This is a genomic window from Marinifilum breve, from assembly GCF_003202155.1.
Lineage (GTDB): Bacteria > Bacteroidota > Bacteroidia > Bacteroidales > Marinifilaceae > Marinifilum > Marinifilum breve.
The window spans coordinates 514,812-539,472 of sequence record NZ_QFLI01000003.1 but is presented as its reverse complement, the minus strand read 5'-3'; the positions used below and the strand labels follow the sequence as shown (position 1 = coordinate 539,472).

Sequence of the window (24,661 nt, the reverse complement as noted above, 5' to 3'; positions counted from 1 at the left end):
TTAAGTCTACAAAAAAAAGCAACCCCAAAGGGCTGCTTCTACTCATGACAATAAATAATACAAACCTAAAACCTATGCAATATCTTCTTCCGGCTCTTTTTCCTTTTGACTTTCTTTTAATGTTTGGCGAGCGCGGGCTTTTTCGTTATTGATTTCGATGCTTTCGCAGATGGCCTTGTAAGTAGCCTCATATTTTTCAGGGAGTGCATCAACAGCGCCTTCCAGGTATGGCATTAGCCTTTCGTTAATCATAGTGCGAAGCTTGTCTTTTTGTGCCGATGGAGCAGGCAAATCCAACTCTTCCGATTTTATGGTGGCCAACTCCTTATAAGCCGATTGCAAGGAAGCCGTTGATGTGGTAAATTTTTCCACTCTTTCTGGCACACCGGTTAGCAAATCAACCAGGGGTTTAAAAGTTGGGCTTTTTAGGTTGGCAAGCAATGAATTACTCAACTCAATCTGTCGGGCATAATTTTGCCTGTCCAACTTTGGGTTGTGATTTACAATGAGTTTCCAAATCTCTTTAGCAGCCTCTTCCGTTTCCGCTTCGGGTGCATAAAGATTTGCTTTTATAAAATTCTTCAAGCAGATGTAATCTTTCCCCGCCTTTTCATCCTCGGCTCTCACATTGGCTTTTAAAGTGTTCCCGCGAACTGCTTCAATTGCTTGTTCAAGAATTGGATGCTCCACTGCAATATCTGCTAGAATTTTACTGAGAATTAAATCTGCCGTCCAATCTTCTTCGGCAAATTTTGATCGAATTGCGCCAGTGGTATTACTAACCTCCGCGCTGTCGCATGAATAATGGACTCTTACTTTTTCCATTTGACTAGTAATTTTAATTAGAAATATAATTTCCCCTGATAATACTCGAAAGCTGTGTGTTTGATTAGTTTGACTGAGTATCCGATTGGGAATAACAGTATCTAATTTAAAAAATATTAATCAAACAATAAAAAATAAATGCATGAAATTATGATTTAATATTTGATTTCGTTTCAAATATTGGTCATACCTTTTTAAGGTGATAAATGCCTCATGAAGGATGAGTTTTTGGTTGTAAATTAAGTTATATTCGATGTTTTGTTGGGATGGGGGATTTGTTGTAATGAATTGACGAAGTAGAGCTCCCTAAAAATTTTTTAGGGCCATTGTTCGAGTGGTAATGCAGTTTTGGAAGATAAAATATGATAAAACCCAATTGGTAATGCCAATTTGGAAATTTTTAGGGCCATTGATCGAGTGGAAAAAGCCCTTTTGAATTTCAAAACGCACTTTTTTCGACTGGCAATGTCGATTTTTAATTTAAAATGGCATTTTAAATGAGTGGAATAGCTGTTTTTAAGTTCGAAATGGGCTTTACTCAACTGGCAAGCTCCCTTTTTAATTTCAAAACCCCATTTTCTCACAGACAATGCGCCTAGAAATTTAAAAAGGCCTTTTGCTACTCGGTCAGCCTATCTTTTTAAGTTCAAAATAACATTGCCAATCGAACAATGAGCCTGGGGGAATTTCTACAGGCATTTTTCACGTCAATATTAATTCATTCCATTTTTGTTGGTTTTACTATTAAAAATAATTCAGACTTTAAGGTGTGGTTTTTTTGTTTTTGTTGTGAATTCGGAGGTTTTGAGTATTTCGACTAAGTTGAATGGGAAAGTGAATGGGTGCTGGGTGGTTTTGTTGATTATAATTTTGTAGATTTGGGTTTGGTTAATTCGCTTTGTTGGAAATTTTGAGAAATTAATTAAAGCTTGTGAGTTTGATGTAATCAATTTGGCGCTATAAATGCGATTGAATGAAATAATATAAGTAAATGTTTAAAGGGTATAAGTTAAGTCGTATTGATTTTAAAGATAATTTAGATCATTATTACGCTGTAGGGAATAAATTATTTAAAGGACAAAGTAATACTGTAAAAAGTAAACTTGATGAGTTTTTTTTATCTGATAAATCTTTAGATGGGGTTAAAATCATTGATTCTTGGTTTCCTGAAATAAAGGCAAATGTCTTTTTATCTCATGCTCATAGGGATTCAAAAGAAGTTGTTGCATTATCAGGTTGGTTGTACGAGAATTTTGGTATTATAGCATTCATTGATTCTTGTGTTTGGGGATATGGAAATGATTTAATTCAAATTCTCGATAACCAATACAGTCGGATTGATGAAAAGCAAAATCTGTATAATTACAAAAAAGTTTTGCTGTCAGCAAGTCATGTTCATATGATGTTATCGACTGCATTAAATTCGATGATTGATAAAACAGAATGTTTGATCTTCTACGATACTCCAAATTCGATTAAATCATTTGAAAGTAAAGATAAAACAGAATCACCGTGGATATACTCAGAAATTGCATTTTCTGAGATCGCTAGAATGAGGCACCCTATTAGATTAACTTCGCAGAAACCAGAAATACGAGCATTTAAAGAAGGTGGAAAACTTGGAGGAATCGAAAAAGGATTAAAAGTTAAATATGATGCAAGAACAAAACACCTAAAAGATATTACAGTAGATCATTTAAATGAATGGTTCAATAGTGGTACCTTTACTAGTGTGGAAGAAGCTTTAGATAAGTTTTATGAAATAACATTTCCTTTACCAATATTAATTCAATAGATATGAACAATGAGCAAATTAAACATTTAGAGTTTATTCAAAGCGTAATAACTCGAATGAATACCAATTCCTTCCAATTAAAAGGCTGGATGATAACATTAGTTTCTGCTTTGTTGGCTTTATACGCTAACAGTAAAAATGTATACTTTGTATATATTGCGATTGTCCCAGTAATGATATTTTGGTTTTTAGATTCTTATTACTTACAGCAAGAAAGGAAATTTAGGGGTATTTATAATGACGTAACAGGACTAACTCCAGATGAAGAGAAACAAGAAGTGCGTTTGTTTGAAATGCCTTTGCAAAATTATAAAAAAAGAAAATATCATTATTGTAGTTCCTTCTTTTCAGCAACTATTTTTCCTTTATATGGTATTACTGCAATATTACTTTGGCTGGGAGGTTTAATTCTTGAAGGTTGCATAAAATTTTAGTAATATGGCACATAAAACTTTTATTTCTTACAAGTATAGCGAGGCTCAAGGTCTTAGGGATGAAATTCTGGAAGCTCTCGGTGATGATGCAACCTACTACATGGGAGAAACAAGCGATTCTCCTGATCTTACTGATACTTCAACGGAAAATATAAAGAAGAACCTTACGGATATGATGTATGGAACTTCAGTTACAATTGTTATTATTTCTCCGAATATGACTGATAGCAAATGGATTGATTGGGAGATTAAATACTGTCTTAAAAAGATTAGTAGAAAGGATAGAATCTCTCAAACAAATGGAGTTGTTGGAGTAATTATGGAGCAAAATGGAACGTGTGATTGGATAAAAAATCATCTAATTAATTGTCATGGAACACCTGTTATAAAGTTTAAAGATGAGCTTTTATTCCCAGTGATTTATAAAAATCGATACAATTCGAATCCTCCTTTAAAACATTGTGACTCTTGTAATACTTGGGACCTAATGAATGGCTCATATATAACTTTGGTTGATGAAGATGAATTTAAACGCTATCCAACTAAATTTATTGATAATGCTTTTGATAAAAGTGAAAATGAGAGTAACTACGTAATTTCAATTAATGTAGAAGAAGGCACTAGTGTCTAGTTTTTTTTATTTTTATCCGCTAACCCTGATTTGCAATCAGGGCTCATGGAGTAAAAGGATTTTCAATCCAAAAAGAAACAATGAGAGAGCTATGGTATAATATGTCTAGCATCTTTGAGATTCTTGACATGTGATTCGCATATCAGGCTGAAAGCCTAAATGAATTCAGCCCGCAGGCATCGCCTCGGGCAAATAATGAGAATTATGAATGCGTCCTGAAAGAACAGTTTATATTAAGCTGCCCTTTCAGGGCGTTTTTATATTGCACTGTGCGAACCCAAGGCCTTGCCATTGGGCTCAAATCAATTGCCACTTCGTGGCGTAATTATCATCCTCGCTAGCCCTAATTTGCAATCAGGGCTCATGGAGTAAAAAGATTTTTAATTCGATTTTTAAGGATTGAAAATCCCAATCTCAATACCTGTGAATTACAAAATCACAGGAGCTGCCAGTGTCAATGGTGTCCTTAGTGAAACACCTTCTTGTCCTTCGTGGTTTAACTTTTACTCTTACTTCGAAACCTCTTTCTGCACGGCAAGCGCTTTTTCCTTCTTCGCTTTCGAGAAAAACACCGCCGTTACCGCACCTCCAATTACCAATACTGCACCAATTAGCGAATAAAGTGTCATGCTTTCGGGTTGTATCCAACTTACTTGCAAATAGGTAAGAATCGACATGGTGATGAGGGTAATAATTGGGTTAAGGGTTACAATAATGCTCACCTTATAGGCCTCGGTATACTTAAATGCAAGGGCGATAGATCCGTAAGCAACCAAGGTGTTTACACCAAGAAATATCACAATGGCCCAGGTTTTAAAATCCAATCCCTGGAAAGCAGAAAAATCGGCCATAGGTGTATAAATCAAAGCCGGAATTCCATACAATACCATATTCAGCACCTGCGCAGGATGTTGCTGTACCAGTTTCTTCTGCAAAACGGCATACAGTACCCATGTTACGGCAGCCAGCTCCACCCAGAAAAAGCCAAGGTTAAAAGCATCGGTATCGTGAATGAAAGTTTGCAGTTGAGTGCGATAGAACAGGAACAAACCAATGCCGGCAATTCCGAAGCCGACCATCTGTTTTAGGTTCAGCTTTTCTTTAAAGAAAAGAACTCCTGCCAAGGCCAGCATTATGGGACCACTTTGTATAATAATTTGTGCATTGCTCGGGCTGGTATAATTCAATCCTTTTAAGAAACCAATGTAGTTTACCCCCAAACCGATTGCTGCAATAATGAGCAAAAGCGGCGGACGTTTGATAATGTTCAACTGCTTTCGGTCCGTTATCAGGTAGTAGATGAACAGCACCAAAAAGGCAAAAGAGAATCGGAACCACACAATGCTGATGGGATCGATATCCTTAAGGGCCACTTTAAGGAAAATGGGAAGAAAACCCCATAAAAATGCAGTGACCATAGCGTAAAGCACGCCCTTGTAATTACTTGCAGAAGCAATTGAGTTCATTGTTATTCTTATTTAGAATGAATAAATCCGAACAAATGTAGGTAAAAAAACGATTTGAACCACCAAGGACACAAAGGTGTTTCACAAAGGTCACAAAGTTTTAATGTTCTATTGATGTAGGCCAATGGAAAACATTGATTTTGTGATGTTTTTTTGAATTTCTTCGTGTTCTTTGTGAAACACCTTTGTGTATACTTTGTGGTTAAATATATTTTCGTGAAACTACGGCAATTGAAAGCTCACATACCCCAACGCCTTCCAAACCTCTACTACTTGATTCAGGCTTACCTCGAAGGATAGGTATTCTTTGTTGTCGGAGTTCAAAAGCAATTGGTTGTTGTCGAAATCCTTCACCACGCGTTTATACACAATGCCATCGTCGGTAGTCACCACAATGTGGCTGGTGTTGTCTTTAATCAATTCCCAATCTTGCAAATACTCGCAAATGATGTACGATCCTGCAGGTACTGGCAGCATACTTTCTCCCTCAATTTGGAATGCACGGTAGGTTTTGTTTTCCGATAGTTCGGCAAAGGGCATTCTAAAGTTTGGCAGCTCGCTAATGAACTCAGCATCCGAGTGGCCATTTAAATATCCGGCTGCAGCTTTAACAGGAACCAGGGAAATCATTTCGTCGTTCTTCTCATCCACCAAAATCGGCAGAATTCTTAGGTTTTCTCCTTTGGTGTCTTGCTTCTTTTCTCTCTCTGCTTGCTCAATATCCGATTTCACCAACTCATCAAGGTTGCGGTTAAAGTAATCGGAATATTTTAAAAGTGTAGATATTTTGGGGGTACTTCTTCTTTGTTCGTAAGAGCTGATTGATGAGGCTCCAATTCCTATGCGAGCAGAAAGTCTGCTTTGCGATAGTCTTTTTCTAATTCGTAAATGTTTAAGGTTCTTATTTAGATTTTTCATGAAATTTCTGTGTGTAATTTTTGAGAACAACAAAAGTAGTGCTTTGAAGCTTTCTTTCAGCGATTTTATGTCATTAAAGCATTTAAAAATTGATATGATGAGCTTTAATCAGGACAAAAACTTGTATTTTGTGTTGGCAAAAATTGGCTCTGTATGTTTTATGGTAGGTAGTCTTTTAAATTACCTAGTTTATAAGGTATCTCATAGGTGATCTGCTTTTTCCAGCTGGCTTTATGGGCATTGGAAGGTCAATGCTGCTTATACGCAGAAAAATTTTTAGAAAGATGGGGAAGCTGAGAACTTGTTCGAAGATCACCCCGCCGCACTTAAATTTTTCAAGTAGAAGAAGTTTGAGCTTACACGCCCTAGATTTTTTGCTGACTTTTTGATCAATGCAAAAAGTCAGAGCCATGCGGCTTGAGCAAGGTAACACTAATAGAATAATTTATTTGGTATTTGATTTAATTATCTATTGTATTCAAGATATAGAACCCAAAAAAATAAACACACACACTATGAACACAATAAAAGTAAATTCACCATTTGATGGCAGTTTGATCAAAGAGATTCCTTTGCTCAACAGTCAACAAGTGGAAGAGAAAATAGCAAATGCATACGCCCTTTTTCAGGATAAATCGAGATGGCTAAAACCTTATGAGCGTATCGCGATTTTGGAGAAAACCAAAGCGATAATGCAAACACGCGTAGAGGAATTGACCAAAATAGCCGCTGCCGAGGGAGGTAAGCCCTATCAGGATAGTAAGGTTGAAGTACTTCGTGCCATAAATGGAGTGCAGTTGGCCATTGAGCACATCGGTCAAATGAAAGGCGAGCAGATCCCTATGGGAACTACTGCCGCATCCATAAATCGTTGGGGATTTACCATGCGCGAACCCATTGGTGTGGTTTTGAGTATTAGTGCATTTAATCATCCTTTGAATCTTGCGGTTCACCAAATAATTCCGGCTTTTGCAGTAGGTTGTCCTGTTCTGATTAAACCTGCTACAAGTACACCAATGTCGGCAATAGAATTGGTAAATATGATGAAGGAAGCAGGTTTGCCAGCCGATTGGGCCGAGGTCGTGGTATGCGACAGAACCAATGCAGAAAATTTGGTGAAGGATGAGCGAGTGAATTATTTATCCTTTATTGGTTCTGCTGAGGTGGGTTGGAGCTTGCGTTCGAAATTGGCTGCTGGAACCCGATGTGCCTTGGAGCATGGAGGATCGGCACCAGTTATTGTAGAATCGGATGCCAATATGGAAGAGACCATTCCTGCTTTGGCCAAAGGTGGATTTTACCATGCTGGCCAGGTTTGTGTTTCGGTACAGCGTGTTTTTGTTCAGGAAAAAGTTGTAGATCAGTTCTGCGATCAATTGGTTCAGATTGCCAAAAAATTGAAAGTAGGAGATCCATTAGATCCACAAACAGAAGTGGGGCCACTAATCGAAACCTATGAGGTGGATCGTGTTGACCAATGGGTAAAAGAAGCTGTAGCTGATGGTGCCAAGTTGTTATGCGGTGGAAAGAAGATATCCGATACCTGCTATGAACCAACCGTGTTGTTGAATGCTTGTCAAACTTCTAAGGTATCACAACTGGAGGTGTTCGGCCCTGTAATTTGTGTTTACAGCTATCAAGACATGCAAGAGGCAATTGATTTGTCGAATTCATTGCCATTGGCATTTCAATCGGCGGTGTTTACTTCTGATATCGATAAAGCATTGAATGCAGTAAATCAATTCAATGCTGCTACGGTAACCGTTAATGATCATACTGCATTCCGTGTAGATTGGATGCCATTTGGAGGAAGAGATGCCTCTGGAATTGGTGTAGGTGGAATACCTTATTCAATGCACGAAATGACAAGAGAAAAATTGATGGTGATCAAATCAAGTAAGATTTAGGAGCATTGGTTAAATCGCATTTTGAGATCATTAAAGATTTAATGCGTTAATCTATCTTCCTACCAGTTCGTAATAGTTCGCAGGAAGTATTATGATGATAGCTTTCATCATAATATGCGCTATTGCGAGTAGGATGATTTGAAAGTAATCTCTGAGAACCAATATTAATAAGAGGTCTGGGGGAATGCATTTAAAGGTTAAATCAGTGTTAATCCATCATTATATGTTGGGTAATGAGTGAAAACACCTAAGTAAATTGGGTGAAAAAGTGCGCAAGCAAATACATCTCCTAATTAATTTATACTATCTTTGTGTGTTGTTGGATAAACTGATAAAAGTCATTATATTAATGACACCTATCTGATTTATTGAAATAAGATAAAAATTTGTACTATGGCAAATAAACCTGTAACCATTAAGGACATTGCAGAAAAATTAAACATTTCTGTTTCAACTGTATCCCGAGCTTTAAAAAACAATCCTGAAATCAGTTTACAAACAAGAGAGGCTGTTCAGAAATTGGCTAAAGAGTTGAAGTACCAACCAAATCCGTTGGCTGTTGCTTTAAAAACTCAAAAGTCGAATACCATTGGGGTTGTTGTGCCACAGATTGTAAGTTCTTTTTACGCATCGGTTGTAAAAGGGATTGAGCAGGTTGCTGACGAATTTGGATACCAGGTATTCGTGAGTTCTTCGAATGAAAAAATGGAAAAAGAAGAGAAGAACGTAAACGGATTTCTAAATATGAGAATGGATGGAATTATCCTTTCTTTATCGCGTGCGACAAGTACTTACGATCATATTCATAAAATTCAGGATATGGGCGTGCCGATGGTACTTTTCGATAGAACATCAAAAGAACTTGAGGTTTCAAAAGTTGTGGCAGATGATGCAGCAGCAGCTCATGCAGCAGTAACTCACCTTATTGAAGGAGGAGCCAAGCGAATTGCATTCTTAACAGGTCCTGAGTACATGCTTTTTGGTAGAAACCGTATGAGAGGTTACAAAAAGGCATTGAAAGAGAAGGGCATGGAAATCGATGAAACATTAATTTCAAGATGTGATTTTACAGTTGAAGATGCTAAGAATGCTTCATTGGAACTTTTAAAGCGTTCGAACCGACCAGATGCTTTCTTTGCAATTAATGATGAATTGGCAATTGGAGCAATGACTGCGGCAAAAGAATTGGGTCTTAAGATTCCTGATGAAGTTGCTGTAGTAGGATTTTCAAATAGCCGTCGTTCACGTTACATGGAGCCATCGATGTCGACCATGGATCAAAATCCTAAGCAAGTTGGGCGAGAAGCTGCTAAGCTTTTATTTGATCAAATGGAAGATAAGCCAGGAGCTAAGGATGTTAAAGAAGTTGTTGTTCATGCTGACTTGTTGGTAAGAACATCTAGTGAGAGATAAAACACAATAACAGATATAAAAAAATCCTGCCAAGCGGCAGGATTTTTTGTTTTATATAATCTGAGGTTTAAAAATCTTTCTCTTGTTGCTTTACCAACTCTTTGGTGGATAACAATCCGCAAGCTGCGAAAATGTCCAATCCTCTTGATCTACGAATTGTAGTGGTAATTCCCTTTTTATTCAATTGATCTTTGAAGAATTCAATGGTTTGATCGTCGGATCCATCCAAAGGAGTGTTTGGGATAGGATGGAAACGAATCAAGTTGATTCGACATTTGATGCCATCCAAAATTCTACAAAGTTCCTTTACGTGTTGCGCAGTATCATTAATCCCCTTGAACATGATGTACTCGAAGGAAACTCTTCTTTGTCTTCCAAAATCGAAATCCTTAATGATTTTCAATACATCCTTAATTGGATATACATTTTGTACCGGCATTAATTTCTTTCTCTCTTCGTCGAACGGAGAGTGTAAGCTAACTGCAAGGTGACATTCGCTATTATCTAAGAACTCAACCATACCAGGAATGATTCCAATGGTGGACACGGTAATTCTTCTTGGGCTCATGGCCATTCCGTAATCCGATGTCAATATTTCAAGAGACTTTAGAACTTCAGGAACATTATCAAGAGGTTCGCCCATACCCATGTATACGATATTGGTAAGCTTCTCTCTTTCCGGTAGGCTTCGAATTTGATTGATGATTTCACCACTCGTCAATTGTCCTTGGAAACCTTGTTTTCCAGTCATGCAAAACAAACATCCCATTTTACATCCAACCTGCGATGATACACACAAAGTGTTTCTATCGTTATCTGGAATATAGGCTGTTTCAATAAATTTATTCTCGTGGTTGGTTGGGTAAAGGTATTTCTTTGTGCCATCAACCGACTCTTGTACTTTGGTTGATGCAGTTGTTCCAAAGTCGTACTTTTCCTTTAAGGCAGTTCTTGCCTTTAAAGACAAATTGGTCATCTGATCGATTTCCGTTACATCTTTTTTGTACAACCAATCGGCAATTTGTTTGGCAGTAAACTTTGGTAGTCCCAAATCTTTAACTACTTGAGTTAATTCATTCAAACTTTTTCCTAATAGAATCTCTTTCCCCATTCTTCAGTATTAATCAGATTAAAAGTAGATCTCAGCCACAATTTTATTGTATTCAACTCCTCGATTGATTAGCAAATCGCGAACTTCAACTACCATTTCAGGGCTACCACACAAAAAGAATCTACAATTTTTTGGGAGCTCTGGAATATCCTGCAAATATCGGGTTAATCTTCCACTATACAAACCATCGCCAGATTCTTGTGAGCAACAGCGAATATAATTTTCACCCAATTCTGGTAGGAATTCACTTTCAAAGTAGAATGAATGAGTATATCTGCCACCATGAATAAGTGTTTTGTTTTCTTTTAATCCTGATCGGAACATGGATGAAAAAGGGGCAATTCCTGTTCCTGATGCAATCCACCATGCCGGAGAAGAGTCATCAATAAAATCACCGTCGGGATCAGTAACAAATAGTTCTGTTCCAGGTTTAATCTCACTTAGTCTTGGCGTAAGCCATCCATCATCCTTTAGGTTATATAGGATGTATACTTCATCATCCTGAATGCCACTTGCAATCGTGTATAACCTTGGAGTAACGCTTAAATCGGTTGTTAAACCAACGTATTGTCCTGCTTTAAAATCTTTAATTTTCTTGAATTTCAACACATAAACGCCTGGCGATATTTCATTGTTTTCAAGAATACTTGTAGTGTGAAGTTTGTTTTTTTGATCTGTATTTGAATTCATATGTTACATTTTGAGAGGGCAAATATAGTAATTAATTTATAAAGATTCTAAATAGTAAAATTGATTTTACAAGTCATAGCTATTGACTGTAACTAAGTTTGCTTCATAAGCGTCATAATATAGTATTTGAATTTACGCATTCATCCTAAAAATATATAAGAAATGAAAACAAAAATGAGATTTATACAATTGGTGGTATTGGGTTTAGCCCTGCTTTCTTCGGTGAATTTATTCTCACAAACCATATATGCAGAAGAACACAAGCTGTTTGATGGTATTGATAAACTTAAGGTAAAAGGTTCTTTTTGTGATGTCGAAATTATAGGTAGTGATAGGAGAGATGTAAAGTTCGATGGTGAAATTAAAGGATCATCATTAAGAAATAAGAAGTTTGAGATAAAATATGATGTATCTGGTGATAAACTGATGGTTTGGATTGATTCACCATTTTCTTTTAGTGGAAGAATTGAATCTAAATTGCAATTTAAGGTTCCATCTGATATTGAAGTACAGGTAAAAAATTCCTCTGGAGATGTTTATTGTGAAGGCCTTGTTTCTAAATATACTTCTATACGTGCAAGTTCGGGAGATATTGGCATGCAAAATATAAAAGGCGATTTAGAATTGGAGACTTCTTCTGGTGAAATTTCAGTAAAAAATCACATTGGTAATTTAAACATGGAGTCTACTTCGGGTGATCAGGAAATTAAGGAGATTGTCGGGAATATCACAACGCAGGCATCGTCTGGAGATTTGGAATTTAAATACATTGAAGGAGATATTTCTTCAAGAACTACTTCGGGAGATATAGAAATTGATAATCTTGTTGGAAGATTAAAGAATGTATCGAGCTCAGGTAGTATGGAGATTGATAACTCAAAAGTGTACCTGCATTTAACTGCTAGTTCTGGCGATATTGAAGGGAATAATTTGTTATTGGTTGGAGAAGCATTCTTTTATACTACTTCAGGTAATATTGATTTGAAGTTGAGAAATGATCCTGATCAATTGAGTTTCGATTTGGTGGCATCATCAGGAAATTTAAGAGCTGGAAATAGAAAAGCAGACAAGAAGCTTTATTTGCGAAATGGGGAGATTTGGATACATGGAAAGAGTAGTTCGGGAGATCAATCTTATTATTAAAGTATTCAAAGAGGACAATTAGTCCTCTTTTTTTTGTTCGTTTACGAACATCAGATGTGATGCTATCGGACACTTTTGCTGTGAAGAATTTAATGGATTTTTCTTTAAGTATCACATATACAGAGCAAAGGGTTTTTTGGCCCGCAGCTTGTAATTAACTATGCGAAATCATTTATAATGGTTTCCCAAAAATTGGGAGTGGTGTCCCGGGATTTTGGTTTTAATAGCATAATTAATTGGTTTTCTTTGATTAAGGGTCCTTTTTAAGGCCCTTTTTCTTTTTTATATCCCTAATCGTTTATTTCCCTGGTTTTTTAAGAGTAATTAGAATCAAAAATGAATACTTTTAAAAAAAATTATAAAAGAATTGTTTTTTTGCAAAAATAAATTGTAATTTTACCCTCAGATTAAAAACCAATAATAGAAGGAAAACGTTTGAGACCACAATTTCTATATGAAAAGAACCTACAAGGGGTAGCTAATTCTGTAAAAAGAAAGCAAGAACAGTATCGTAAAATTGTTCGACACCTTTATTATAATGGTGCCGCATCAATTGCCGAAATTGTTAAAGCTGTTAAAATAAGTCAACCATTGGTAGCATCACTGGTAGATGATTTAATGAGCTACGGAATGTTATTGGATAAAGGTGTTGGAGAATCAATAGGAGGTCGTCGTCCAAATTTGTTTTGTCTTAATTCCGAATACCAATATGTAATTGGTGTAGATATCAACTTGCATACTTTGAATTTGGCTGTGTTTGATTTATCGAACAAACAAATATTTAGGGAAGAGATAAAGTATTTTGATCTGGAGAATAGTGAAGACTACTTAATTTCTTTGATAGATAAGATTGAGTCAATGATTTCTCACTTGGGAATACCGAGAGAAAAATTTCTTGCTGTGGGAATTTCAATTCCGGGTTTGGTTGATGCCAAGCAAGGATTAAGCCATACTCACCTTTCGGTAGCTGAAAATGGTTTGGCTCACTTTATGGGTGAAAGACTAGGGATGAATGTGTTGCTGGACAATGATGCCAGAACTATGGCCTTGGGAGAGAAAGCGTTTGGTAAAGCAATTGACAAAGAAAATGTACTATGCTTAAACTTGAGTAATGGTATTGGTCTAGGAATGATTTTGAATGGTGAACTTCACTCTGGAAAAAATGGTTTTGCTGGTGAATTTGGTCACATTTTAATTGATCCGGAAGGCAAGCTTTGTTATTGTGGTAAAATTGGATGTTTGGAGACCTTAACTTCAGGAAAGATATTGGTAAAGAATATCAGGGAAGCTGTTGATAAGGGACAGCCTACACTTTTAGCAAATTATAAAAAAGAAAATAGAAAGATTGATCTAAGAGCAGTGGTGGAAGCCATTTTGCAGGGAGATCAGTTTGCAATAGATCAGTTGAACCAAATGTGTGAGTATTTGGGAAAAGGACTGGTTACTCTGATTCACTTGTTGAATCCGGAAATGGTAATTATTGGAGGAAAAATTGCACATGCTGGGAAGTTTGTGATTGATCCGGTTACCATGTCGATGAATAAATATGCCATGAGTAGAATTAGTTCTGAAACAGAATTGGTTTGTTCCGATTTGCTGGATGATTCAGCATTAATGGGAACAATGGCAAATGTGATGAGAAGTGTTTTAAGTTTAGATTAATAGAGAAATTATTGATTCCCGCATGGTTAAACTTTGGTTTAATATTCAATTGTAGTAGTAGTGTTCTGCGGGAATCAATTTCTTTTATCAATGACTTAAGAATAAATATAAAAAATACAGATGGAACGAACTTGTAGATTTTAATAGTAGCTATACAGACAGCATACTATTATAAACTACTTGAGAAGTTTTGTGTGATAATAGATACAAAAGAAAAAAACTCATGAAACCAACATTATTAGTATTAGCAGCAGGAATGGGAAGTCGATATGGCGGATTGAAACAGATGGATCCGATTGGACCATCAAATGAGACCATTATTGATTATTCTATTCACGATGCAATAAAGGCAGGATTTGGAAAAATTGTATTCGTAATTCGCGAAAGTTTTGAAAAAGAATTTAAGGAATTATTCAATGCAAAGCTAGCTGGTAAGATTGATGTGGATTACGTGAATCAGGAATTATTCAAAGTTCCGGAAGGAGCAAGCTATAATCCTGAAAGAGAAAAACCATGGGGAACCGGGCATGCTATTTTAATGGCAAAGGATTGTATTAAAGAGCCTTTTGCTGTAATTAATGCCGATGATTATTACGGAGTTGAAGCTTTTCAAACCATTGCCGATTACTTGAGAAATTCAATTAGTGATCAGGAAAACTGCATGGTAGGTTATCAATTGGCGAACACAATTTCTGAGAATGGTTCGGTATCAAGAGGAGTTTGTGCTACCAATGAAAACGATCATTTGGAAACTGTAGTAGAAAGAACACATATCGAGAAACTACCGGAAAATATTGCTTATCTGGAAGATGAGAAATGGTATCCACTTCCTGCAGATGCAATTGTATCTATGAATTTCTGGGGATTTACTCCTAAACTATTTGATCATTTGGATAGTCAGTTTAAAACTTTCCTTCAAGAGAAAGGTGATCAGTTGAAGTCTGAATTCTTTATTCCTTCGGTAGTAGCTGAAATTATTGAAGAAGGAGATACTCAGATTAAAGTATTGAAATCGAATGCTCAATGGTTTGGAGTAACTTATAAAGAAGACAAGGAAAAGGCACAGAATGCAATTAATAAATTGATTGAGAAAGGTGTTTATCCTTCAAAACTTTGGGAATAGTATTGTAAGTACATGGTTTCTGCGATGTGAGATATAACTAGTTGGAGAGAAACCATAAGCGCTAAATTATAGAAAATCATTAATTGAAAATAAATTTATTGTTATGGTGAGTACACAAACAACAGACTCTGGAACAAAGAAATTCATGATCCCACTGATTGTGGTTGGGGTGATGTTTTTTGCAATTGGTTTTGCCTTAGGAATTAATAGTTATATCGTTCCTTTATTGAATAAAACATTAGGAATCTCATCTGCAGAATCATATTTGGTTATTGCAGCAACCTTTTCTGCATTCTTAATTTTTGGTTACCCTGCATCATTGGTAATTGGGAAAATCGGATATAAGAAAACAATGGCATTGTCGTTTTTGATGTTTGCACTTGGTTTCTATCTGTTTATTCCATCTGCACAAATGGAAAGTCTTCCATTGTTTTTGGTAGCATCATTTATTAGTGGAATGGGAAATACTTTCTTACAGGCATCTGTAAATCCGTACATCACCATTTTAGGTCCAATGGAAAGTGCTGCAAAGAGAATGAGTTATATGGGAGTTGCCAACAAATTGGCTTGGCCTATTGCTCCTTTATTCTTGGCATTGGTCATTGGTAAAGAAGTAAAGGATGTTGCACTTACTGATATTAATGTTCCTTTCTATATCATTATTGCGATTTTCATTTTATTAGGTGTTTTGGCAATGGTTGCTAAACTTCCTGAAGTGAAAGCTGCCGGAGAAGACGAAGATTCTGCTGAGGAATGTCCATATGCTGCGAATAAAACATCAGTATGGCAGTTTCCACACTTGCTTTTAGGTGTATTTGCTTTGTTCCTGTATGTAGGAGTTGAAACAGTATCTCTTGGAACCTTGGTGGATTATGCAGAGAGTTTAGGTTTAGCAAATCCTGAATATTATGCATGGATTGCTCCGGTTGGAATGGTGATTGGATATATCTGTGGTATCATTTTTATCCCTAAATATATTAGTCAGGCTGCAGCACTTAAAATTTGTGCAATTGCTGCGTTGTTTGGATCTCTAATGGTTGTTTTAGTACCTGCAGAATGGTCTATTTTCTTCATTGTATTTATGGCTTTGGGATGTTCGTTGATGTGGCCTGCACTTTGGCCTTTAGCAATGACCGACTTGGGTAAGTTTACCAAGGCAGGATCATCTTTAATGGTAATTGCAATTGTTGGTGGAGCTATTATTCCTACTCTTTATGGATTCGTGAAAGATGCTGTAGGAGGACAAAATGCATATTGGATTTGTGTACCATGTTTCCTATACATTTTATACTACGGAATAAAAGGACATAAGGTAAGAACGAAATAAATTGAAAATAGGTGTTGCATTTGGATACACCATTTAAAGATAAATTATGAAGGATAAGTTGTTTGATGTTGCTTCGAGATTCGTATTGGAAGGAAAGATCGAGGATATTAAGCCATTAGGTGAAGGATTTATTAATGATACTTTTCTGATCACTACAGAGGGAGAAGAATCACCAAATTATATACTACAAAGAAAGAATACCAACATTTTTAAGGATGTTCCCGGAATGATGGGAAATATTCAAAAAGTAACGGCTCACTTGAAAGCAAAAATTAAAGCTGCAGGTGGAGATACTAGTCGCGAAGCAATGACTATTAATGTTACTGAAGAAGGGCTTCCTTATTTTGCAGATGAGAATAATGATTATTGGACGATATGCATGTTCATTAAGGACAATATTACTTATGAAGCAGCTGATAGTCCAGAATTGGCATTCGCAGGAGGAAAGGGAATTGGAAAATTCCAGGCGATGTTGGCGGATATGAAAGAGCCTTTGGTTGATATTCTTCCAGGATTTCACAATATCAGATTCCGTTTTAAGCAATGGGATGAAGTATTGGCGAATGATCCTGTAGGTAGAAAAAAAGATTTACAGAAAGAAATAGAATGGGTTGAGTCTCGTCGTGAGGAGATGTTGAAGTTTTGGGAGCTGGTTGAAAATGGAACCATTCCAACTCGTGTAACTCACAACGATACTAAAATCAATAACATTCTTTTCGATCAGGATGGAAGTGATTTATGTGTTATCGATTTAGATACTGTTTTGAATAGTACAGTATTGAATGATTATGGTGATGCAATGAGATCATATACAAACACTGGTTTGGAGGATGATGAAAACCTTGATAACGTAAGCATGGATATGGAGATTTTCACAGCTTATACAAAAGGTTATTTGGGAGAAACAATTTCGTTCCTAACTGAAAAGGAACTGGAGTATCTAGCTTTCTCTGCCAAGTATATCACTTACGAACAAGTGCTAAGATTCCTTATGGATTATATAGATGGAGACAATTATTACAAAGTGAAATCACCAGAACACAATTTGGTTCGAACTCATGCACAGTATAAATTGCTTACAAGCATGGAAGAGCAGTTCGAAGAAATGAATAAGGTGGTGAATCAGTATAGTAAGGAGTTGTCTGCCTAAAAATAGTGTAATAATATCTAACTCATAGATAACAAACCGTTTTCTCCTTGTGTGGTGGAGATTAAGCCGAAAAAGAATTATTAGAGAGAAATGGAAAAAAGATTTGAATCAAAAGTAGAGCAAGCATTCTATGAATTATCAGGAATGCAGGAAATGACAGCCCAAATTCCATATGTTACGGTTGATAATTTCCCGAAATTAGGATTAATGACCTCGCTACGCTTTTTGGAATGGGCGGAGCAAAACCCTAATGGAGTAATTAGTTTGCCAACTGGTAAGACTCCTGAGTACTTTATCAAATACACGCAGTTTTTATTAGAAAACTGGGAAAATGAGAAAGGAATCGAGATTCGTTCACAGTACGGTTTAGGCGATATGGCTAAGCCTGATTTGAGTGGATTACAATTTGTTCAAATCGATGAGTTTTATCCAATTGATCCTCGTCAGCACAATAGTTTTTACAACTATGTGATGAAATATTATATCGAAGGATTTGGATTGAAGAAAGAAAATGCGTTGTTGATTAACTCTGAGGAAATTCCTTTGGTAGATAATAAATCATTCCTTGAGGTATTCCCAGATTATAATATCGATTTGTCGCTTCGTTATCGTGAGGCAACAAGTGAAGTGGAGAAAATGCAACAAGATTCAATCTTTATGATTGACAATTGGTGTACACAATATGAGCAAAAGATTCGTGAAAAAGGCGGAATTGGTTTCTTCTTAGGCGGAATAGGTCCTGATGGTCACATTGCATTTAATACGCGTGGTTCGGATCACTATTCAACTACAAGATTAACCAAAACCAACTTCGAAACACAAGCAGTTGCTGCTGGTGATTTGGGAGGAATCGAAGTATCGAGAAATCGATTGGTGATTACCATTGGTTTGGATACAATTACTCACGATAAAGATGCTGTTTCAATCATTTTTGCAGCTGGTGAAGCTAAAGCAGATATCGTAAAAGGTTCATTGGAAAGTAAGCCTGATGCAGTTTATCCTGCTTCAGTACTTCAACGTCAGAAAAACAGCCGTTTTTACTTGACAACTGGTGCAGCATGTAAGCTTACCGATTCTGTAAATCAGTATTACAAAGAGGGTGAGTGGACACAAACAAAAACTGAGAAAGCAGTAATCGATTTGTGTCAGAAGCTTAATAAATACGGTCATCACCTAACGCTTGAAGATTTAAAAGCTGATCCATATACCAGTCAGATTCCTAATTTAAGTGAGGATACGGTACAGTTGGTTATCGATGCTATCCAAAATAAGCTTGAAAAAGGAATGAAAGCTGACAATGATGAGGTGATCTATCATACAGGACCACATCATGATGATATCATGTTGGGAATTATGCCTTACACCAATCGTCAGATGCGTTCAGCAAGTAACGAAATTCACTTCTCGGTATTGACTTCTGGTTTTACTGCGGTTACCAATGGATTTATCATTGGCGTTTTAAAAGAGTGTCAGGAGTTTATTGCAAAAGGTCAGGTTCAGATGTTGGAATATCCTGATTTCTTTGAAGCAGGATATGATAAAAAATGGGACAAAGACGTTTCTCACTTCTTGAACTCAGTTGCTGAGCGTAACGAGAATGGTAAGCGTAGAGGTTTGTGTCACCGTGTTATCAGATCGATAGTAGGAATTTGGAAAGTACAGGACAAGTTCCATTTAAATAAAGTAATTGCAAGTGTAATTGGTGAGCTGGAAAGTTCTTACGATGGTGGAAAGAATTCACCAGAGGTTCAGAAAATGAAGGGTATGGTTCGTGAGTTCGAAGAAGAATTGGTATGGGGCCACTTCGGTGTTCCTGTGAACAATGTTCACCACTTGCGTCTTGGATTCTATAAGGGAGATATTTTTACTGAGCTTCCTGAAAAGAACAGAGATATGCTTCCGGTTTTGGAAGAATTTAGAAAATACAAGCCAACTACCATTAGTTTGGCTATGGATCCGGAAGGAAGTGGTCCTGATACTCACTACAAAGTTTTGCAAGCAATTGCAGGAGCTGTTAAGGAGTGGGGAGAAGAAGAGGATCTTTCTAAATTAAGAATTATTGGATACAGAAATGTTTGGTTCAAATATCATCCGGCAGATGCTGATTATATTGTACCGGTATCCTTAAACTCTCTTGATGTATTGGAGAATTCATTTACCGAATGTTATATGAGTCAGGTAAATGCATCATTCCCAAGTTATGAGTACGATGGCAAGTTTAATGAGCTGACTCAAAAAGTTTGGGTACAGCAATTAAAGCAAATTCAACTCTTGTTGGGTAAAAATTTCTTCTACGAAAATAATCACCCATTGGTAAGAGCAACTCACGGATTGGTTTACATGAAAGAAATGACCGCCGATGAGTTTGTTACAATGGCTAAAGATTTGGAAAAAGCTGTAGAAGAAAATCCGTTTTAGTACCACACACAAATACCATAGGATCGGAGGGTTTAGGCCCTTCGGTCCATTTTTTTTTATTAGGAACCAGTCTCTAATTGGAGTAATAGGTTCTTAATCATTGAAAGATTTGATTGTGTTAAAAGAAAATTGAATTGAAACTGGATTGTATCGTGGATTTTGCACAAATTTACCAGACGAAAATATTGAATCAGGTCTTAAGTGGATTTCTCGGGTGAAGCTAATTCAGAGCAACCAGACTTACACATTTCTTCATCTTTTGGAGCTCTTTGCCTGGAATAATTAATAGGCCCATTGGCCGAAAGAAAATTTAAATAATAGGATGACAGAAATAGCAATTGGAATCGACATTGGTGGAACAAATACAGTATTTGGATGTATTGACTCTAAAGGGAATACTATAGCTGAGGGACATATTCCTACCCAAACAAAGGAGCATTTTGAAGATTATATTGATGATTTGATTGCAGAGATAAAATCTTCGCTTGAGAATGTTGAAGTACGTATTGTTGGTGTTGGAATAGGGGCTCCTAATGGCAGTTATAGAACCGGAACAATAGAGAATGCTGCTAACCTAAGATGGAAAGGTACGCTGCCAATTGCTAAAATGGTAAATGAGAAATTAAATGTTCCGGTAAAAGTTACCAATGATGCCAATGCTGCTGCATTGGGTGAAAGAATTTTTGGTGGTGCCAAAAATATGTCTGATTTCATGGTAATTACTTTGGGAACAGGTTTGGGTAGTGGAATTGTTGTTAATGGCGATTTACTATATGGATATGAAGGTTTCGCAGGAGAAGTAGGACACATCATTGTTCGTCCGGGAGGTAGAGATTGTGCTTGTGGTAGAAAAGGATGTTTGGAAACTTACGTATCTGCAACAGGTGTAAAAAGATCGGTATACAAATTATTGGCAAAGCATTTAGGCGAAAGTTCATTGCGCGATGTTCCTTTTAATAACCTGAGTGCAAAAATGGTTGCCGAAGCGGCTAATGAAGGTGATCCTGTCGCATTGGAAACATTTAAATATACAGGAAAAATGCTTGGGGAAGCTTTGGCCAATGTGGCATCAGTAACAGCTCCAGAAGCTATTTTCTTATTTGGAGGTTTGGCCAAGGCAGGAGACTTGCTTTTCGATCCGGTGAAAGAAGCTATGGATGAGAATATGTTGTTCCTATACAAGGATAAGGTGAAATTGTTACCTTCTCAATTGGGCGATGATGCTGCAATATTAGGAGCGGCTGCCTTAATTTGGAACGATGAAAAGATCGTATCATGATTTGAATCAACAAACACCAATCAAAATACACAACGATGACTAAACTAAAACCTTTACTATTTGTACTTTTTATTGCTTTAGTATTCACATCATGTAAAGAGCCGGTTCCAATGGATTTAGCCAAAGAAAATCTAATTCCGAAACCAGTTAAATTGGAAGCAACGGGAAGTTCTTTTGAGTGGAGTAAGAATACTCAAATTCATATCCAAACTGGAAATGAGGAAGCAAAGAAAATTGCGAATCATTTGGTGGATCTAATTGCGCCCGCAACAGGATTTCAACCTAAAATAAAAGAATTAAAATCGCCACTGGGCAGTCGAGGTATATCCTTAATTCTTGATGACAAATTTGAAAAGTTAGGCAAAGAAGGATACAACTTGACAATTGATGCTCGTAAAATCTCTTTGCAAGCCTATAAAGCAGAAGGATTGTATAGAGGAATTCAGACCATTCGTCAGTTGTTGCCTGCTAAAATTGAATCTCAAAAGAAACAAGAAGGACCTTGGTTAATTGCAAGCGGAACCATCGAAGATTATCCACAATATGGATATCGTGGTGCCATGTTGGATGTAGTTCGTCATTTCTTCGATGTTGATGAAGTGAAGCAATACATCGATTATTTGGCTGCATACAAAATGAATGTTTTGCACCTCCATTTGACAGATGATCAGGGGTGGAGAATTGAAATAAAATCGTGGCCTAAACTTACCGAAATAGGTGGAAAAACCGAAGTAGGTGGAGGCGAAGGAGGTTTCTATACGCAAGAGCAATACAAAGAGATTGTGCAATATGCAGCTGATCGATTTATTACCATTGTACCTGAAATTGACATGCCAGGACATACCAATGCTGCTTTGGCTTCGTATGCAGAATTAAATGCTGACGGAAAGGCACGCAAGGCTTATACTGGAACTCGTGTTGGTTTTAGTACTTTGGCCACCAACAAAGAAATTACTTACAAATTTATTGATGACGTAGTTCGTGAGTTGGCTGCTTTAACTCCTGGTGAGTACATCCATATTGGAGGTGATGAATCTCATGCAACCAAGAAGAAAGATTACATCAAGTTTATCGAAAGAGTGCAAAAAATTATACTTGCTCACAATAAAAAAATAATGGGATGGGCAGATATTGCCGCTGCGGAGCTTGATAAAAGTGCTGTTGCACAGTTCTGGCAAACCAAACCTAAAAATGCTTTAAAAGCCGTTAAGCAGGATGTTAAAATACTTATGTCGCCAGCAACTCGTGCCTATATGGATATGCAATATGACTCAATCTCGCCACTAGGATTACATTGGGCAGGCTACCTTGAGGTGGATAAGGCTTACAATTGGACTTTAGAAGGGAATGTTGAAGGAATCGACAAAGAGGATATTATCGGTATAGAAGCTCCGCTTTGGGCTGAAACCATTGAAACGATGGATGACATTGAATATTTGATTTTTCCTCGATTATTGGGCTATGCAGAATTGGGGTGGTCACCTGATCAAAACAATTCCTGGGATGAGTACAAAGTTCGATTGGGAAAACAAAAAACAAGATTTGAGTTTCAGGATATCAATTACTATCAATCGAAATTGGTGCCTTGGGCAGATGAACAAATTCAAGAGACAAAATAATAGTTTGTTTTAAGTGATAACTTAACCCCAAAGAGAGGATGTGTAAATCTGACCTTTGGGGTTTTTGCTATCCCTGATTTGCGATCAGTGATCACGGAGTTCAGAATTTTTAATTCGATTTTATGGATTAAAAATCCCAAACTTCAAGCCTGTGAATTACAAATTCACTGGAGCGGGTTAGGCTTTGTAATTTGAGCACACCCCTGCTCTCGACCGAAGCATACCCCTGCTCTCGACCGAAGCATACCCCTGCTCTCGACGGGAGCATACCCCTGCTCTCGATGGGAGCATACCCCTGCTCTCGGCGACAGCATATGCCTGCTTGCCCCTCCCTGATTTATTAAATACACTCGTGAGCTCGGAAACTCAATTGTAATCAGGGGTTACGGAGTTAATGGTGGATTAAATAGCTGGAGCTTTCCCAGGTTTAGGAATCTCTTTTTGTATATCCACAGGACCAATTGCATAAGTTTTGGGTCCTAAATACAAATCAGAATTCATCATTTCATCCCAAGTAACTTCTTTGCCAGTATAGGCTGAAACTCTTCCCATGATTCCTGTTAGGGTAGATTCTGCAATTTGAAATGCTTCGTTAATTGCCTTGTTGGTTCGAATAGAAGTTACCAAATCGATGTGCTCTTGATCGAAAGGATTGGTTTGTAATCGGCTTATGTTTTTACCTGTTCCTTTCTTTGGATAATCGAATGTCCACTTTACGGATCCATCTAAATCAAAAATGGTATTCTCGCAATTGGTATATCCCTTGGTCCCTTGGATTCTATCGGAAACCGAATTGGAGCAATCGTTAATTTGACGGCACATGCTATGATAATGAATGTCTTTATCATACACGAAATCCACACTAAACATGTCGTACTGATCGCCTGTTATTCGTTGATGACGGGCTCCAAAACCAATGGCTTTTTCAGGATGTTTGCCAACAAACCAATTTACGGTATCCAGATTGTGAACATGTTGTTCTACGATATGGTCGCCCGAAAGCCAGCACCAGTTCACCCAATTGCGAATCATATTTTCGAGTTCCGACCAATCTGCTCTTGGATTGCGATGCCAAAGTTTCCCAACATTGTAATAGCTATTTGCCGATACAATCTCTCCAATAGCACCACTGTTTACCTGCTTAAAGGTTTCTATATAGTCTTGCTGATGTCGCTTGATTGTGCCAGTTACAACGGTTAAACCAAGCATTTTTGCTTTCTCTGCCGAAACCATTACCGATCGTACACCAACCGGATCTACTGCGATAGGCTTTTCCATGAAAACATGTTTTTGTGCCTTAACGCAAGCTTCGAAATGTTGCGGTCTAAAGTGAGGTGGAGTTGCCAAAATCACGATATCCAAATCGCATTCCATCAGTTTTTCAAAAGAATCGATACCAATAAAGCATTTGTCAGGCGATACCTCGACACCCTTCTTTTCTTTGATTTGCTTTCTGCAAGCATCAACACGATCCTGAAAAACATCTGCCAAGGCTGCAATTTCCAAATTCTGACCAGCGTTTAGGAAATTAATGGCAGCACCGGTTCCACGATATCCACAACCAACCACTCCAGCTTTTAAAAGCGGACCATCAGGGGCTGTAGGTAGCATAGGTGGAAAATCATACTCTCTCGACTTGCCTCCCTTGCAAGATGTAAATAGACTATTAAAACCAACAGCACCAATTATGCCTGCAGCTGCTGCATTACGGATAAATTTTCTGCGACTTTGTTCGTATGATTTATTCATG

19 protein-coding genes are annotated in these 24,661 nt (G+C 37.2%); 13 read left to right on the top strand and 6 right to left on the bottom strand.

The features are described 5' to 3' along the window. Positions 1-72: 72 nt before the first annotated feature. Positions 73-825: a DUF6261 family protein gene (locus DF185_RS09790; RefSeq protein WP_110360555.1), complete on the bottom strand. Its 753-nt coding sequence runs from the start codon at positions 823-825 to the stop codon at positions 73-75. A gap of 991 nt (positions 826-1,816) precedes the next feature. Between DF185_RS09790 and DF185_RS09785 the strand changes: the two genes are divergently transcribed. The 3 genes from DF185_RS09785 to DF185_RS09775 are packed head-to-tail and all read left to right on the top strand — an operon-like array spanning position 1,817 to position 3,685. Beyond that, positions 1,817-2,620 (top strand): hypothetical protein, encoded by an 804-nt coding sequence (locus tag DF185_RS09785; protein ID WP_110360554.1) that lies wholly within the window; start codon positions 1,817-1,819, stop codon positions 2,618-2,620. A 2-nt stretch (positions 2,621-2,622) separates the two neighbouring features. Further along, a complete protein-coding gene (locus tag DF185_RS09780) occupies positions 2,623-3,054 on the top strand; it encodes a hypothetical protein (RefSeq protein WP_110360553.1) in 432 nt (143 codons plus the stop codon). 4 nt (positions 3,055-3,058) lie between these two features. Continuing rightward, on the top strand, positions 3,059-3,685 hold the full coding sequence (locus tag DF185_RS09775; protein WP_110360552.1) for a TIR domain-containing protein: 627 nt from the start codon (positions 3,059-3,061) through the stop codon (positions 3,683-3,685). A 509-nt stretch (positions 3,686-4,194) separates the two neighbouring features. Here DF185_RS09775 and DF185_RS09770 read toward each other — a convergent pair. Further along, positions 4,195-5,151 carry a DMT family transporter gene (locus DF185_RS09770; RefSeq protein ID WP_110360551.1) on the bottom strand — a complete coding sequence of 319 codons (957 nt, stop codon included), beginning with the start codon at positions 5,149-5,151 and terminating at the stop codon, positions 4,195-4,197. A 222-nt stretch (positions 5,152-5,373) separates the two neighbouring features. Beyond that, complete coding sequence (locus tag DF185_RS09765; protein WP_110360550.1) at positions 5,374-6,069, bottom strand: XRE family transcriptional regulator; 696 nt, start codon at positions 6,067-6,069, stop codon at positions 5,374-5,376. Positions 6,070-6,584: 515 nt separating this feature from the next. Between DF185_RS09765 and DF185_RS09755 the strand changes: the two genes are divergently transcribed. Beyond that, complete coding sequence (locus tag DF185_RS09755; RefSeq protein WP_110360614.1) at positions 6,585-7,976, top strand: aldehyde dehydrogenase family protein; 1,392 nt, start codon at positions 6,585-6,587, stop codon at positions 7,974-7,976. Positions 7,977-8,369: 393 nt separating this feature from the next. Further along, complete coding sequence (locus tag DF185_RS09750) at positions 8,370-9,389, top strand: LacI family DNA-binding transcriptional regulator (RefSeq protein ID WP_110360548.1); 1,020 nt, start codon at positions 8,370-8,372, stop codon at positions 9,387-9,389. Between the two features lie 67 nt (positions 9,390-9,456). Here DF185_RS09750 and rlmN read toward each other — a convergent pair whose 3' ends face one another. Both rlmN and DF185_RS09740 read right to left on the bottom strand, forming a co-directional pair. After that, entirely contained in the window at positions 9,457-10,500 is a 1,044-nt protein-coding gene (gene rlmN, locus DF185_RS09745) for a dual-specificity RNA methyltransferase RlmN (RefSeq protein WP_110360547.1), read from the bottom strand. An 18-nt stretch (positions 10,501-10,518) separates the two neighbouring features. Continuing rightward, positions 10,519-11,190 (bottom strand): ferredoxin--NADP reductase, encoded by a 672-nt coding sequence (locus DF185_RS09740; protein WP_110360546.1) that lies wholly within the window; start codon positions 11,188-11,190, stop codon positions 10,519-10,521. A 162-nt stretch (positions 11,191-11,352) separates the two neighbouring features. Between DF185_RS09740 and DF185_RS09735 the strand changes: the two genes are divergently transcribed. The 8 genes from DF185_RS09735 to DF185_RS09700 all read left to right on the top strand — a co-directional run bounded on the left by DF185_RS09735 (position 11,353) and on the right by DF185_RS09700 (position 22,911). Further along, complete coding sequence (locus DF185_RS09735; protein WP_110360545.1) at positions 11,353-12,333, top strand: DUF4097 family beta strand repeat-containing protein; 981 nt, start codon at positions 11,353-11,355, stop codon at positions 12,331-12,333. Positions 12,334-12,768: 435 nt separating this feature from the next. Further along, positions 12,769-13,995: an ROK family protein gene (locus tag DF185_RS09730; protein WP_110360544.1), complete on the top strand. Its 1,227-nt coding sequence runs from the start codon at positions 12,769-12,771 to the stop codon at positions 13,993-13,995. 223 nt (positions 13,996-14,218) lie between these two features. After that, entirely contained in the window at positions 14,219-15,118 is a 900-nt protein-coding gene (locus tag DF185_RS09725; protein ID WP_110360543.1) for a nucleotidyltransferase family protein, read from the top strand. Between the two features lie 103 nt (positions 15,119-15,221). Continuing rightward, complete coding sequence (gene gluP, locus DF185_RS09720) at positions 15,222-16,445, top strand: glucose/galactose MFS transporter (RefSeq protein ID WP_207784612.1); 1,224 nt, start codon at positions 15,222-15,224, stop codon at positions 16,443-16,445. A 46-nt stretch (positions 16,446-16,491) separates the two neighbouring features. Continuing rightward, a complete protein-coding gene (locus DF185_RS09715; RefSeq protein WP_110360542.1) occupies positions 16,492-17,595 on the top strand; it encodes a phosphotransferase enzyme family protein in 1,104 nt (367 codons plus the stop codon). A gap of 90 nt (positions 17,596-17,685) precedes the next feature. Next, positions 17,686-20,013, top strand: a complete 2,328-nt coding sequence (locus DF185_RS09710) for a 6-phosphogluconolactonase (RefSeq protein ID WP_110360541.1) — start codon at positions 17,686-17,688, stop codon at positions 20,011-20,013. 322 nt (positions 20,014-20,335) lie between these two features. Beyond that, positions 20,336-21,292 carry an ROK family protein gene (locus DF185_RS09705; protein WP_110360540.1) on the top strand — a complete coding sequence of 319 codons (957 nt, stop codon included), beginning with the start codon at positions 20,336-20,338 and terminating at the stop codon, positions 21,290-21,292. A gap of 35 nt (positions 21,293-21,327) precedes the next feature. Continuing rightward, positions 21,328-22,911, top strand: a complete 1,584-nt coding sequence (locus tag DF185_RS09700) for a beta-N-acetylhexosaminidase (protein WP_110360539.1) — start codon at positions 21,328-21,330, stop codon at positions 22,909-22,911. A gap of 402 nt (positions 22,912-23,313) precedes the next feature. Here the strand turns inward: DF185_RS09700 and DF185_RS09695 are convergent, their stop codons facing one another. Then, complete coding sequence (locus DF185_RS09695; RefSeq protein ID WP_110360538.1) at positions 23,314-24,660, bottom strand: Gfo/Idh/MocA family protein; 1,347 nt, start codon at positions 24,658-24,660, stop codon at positions 23,314-23,316. Between the last annotated feature and the right edge of the window lies 1 nt (position 24,661).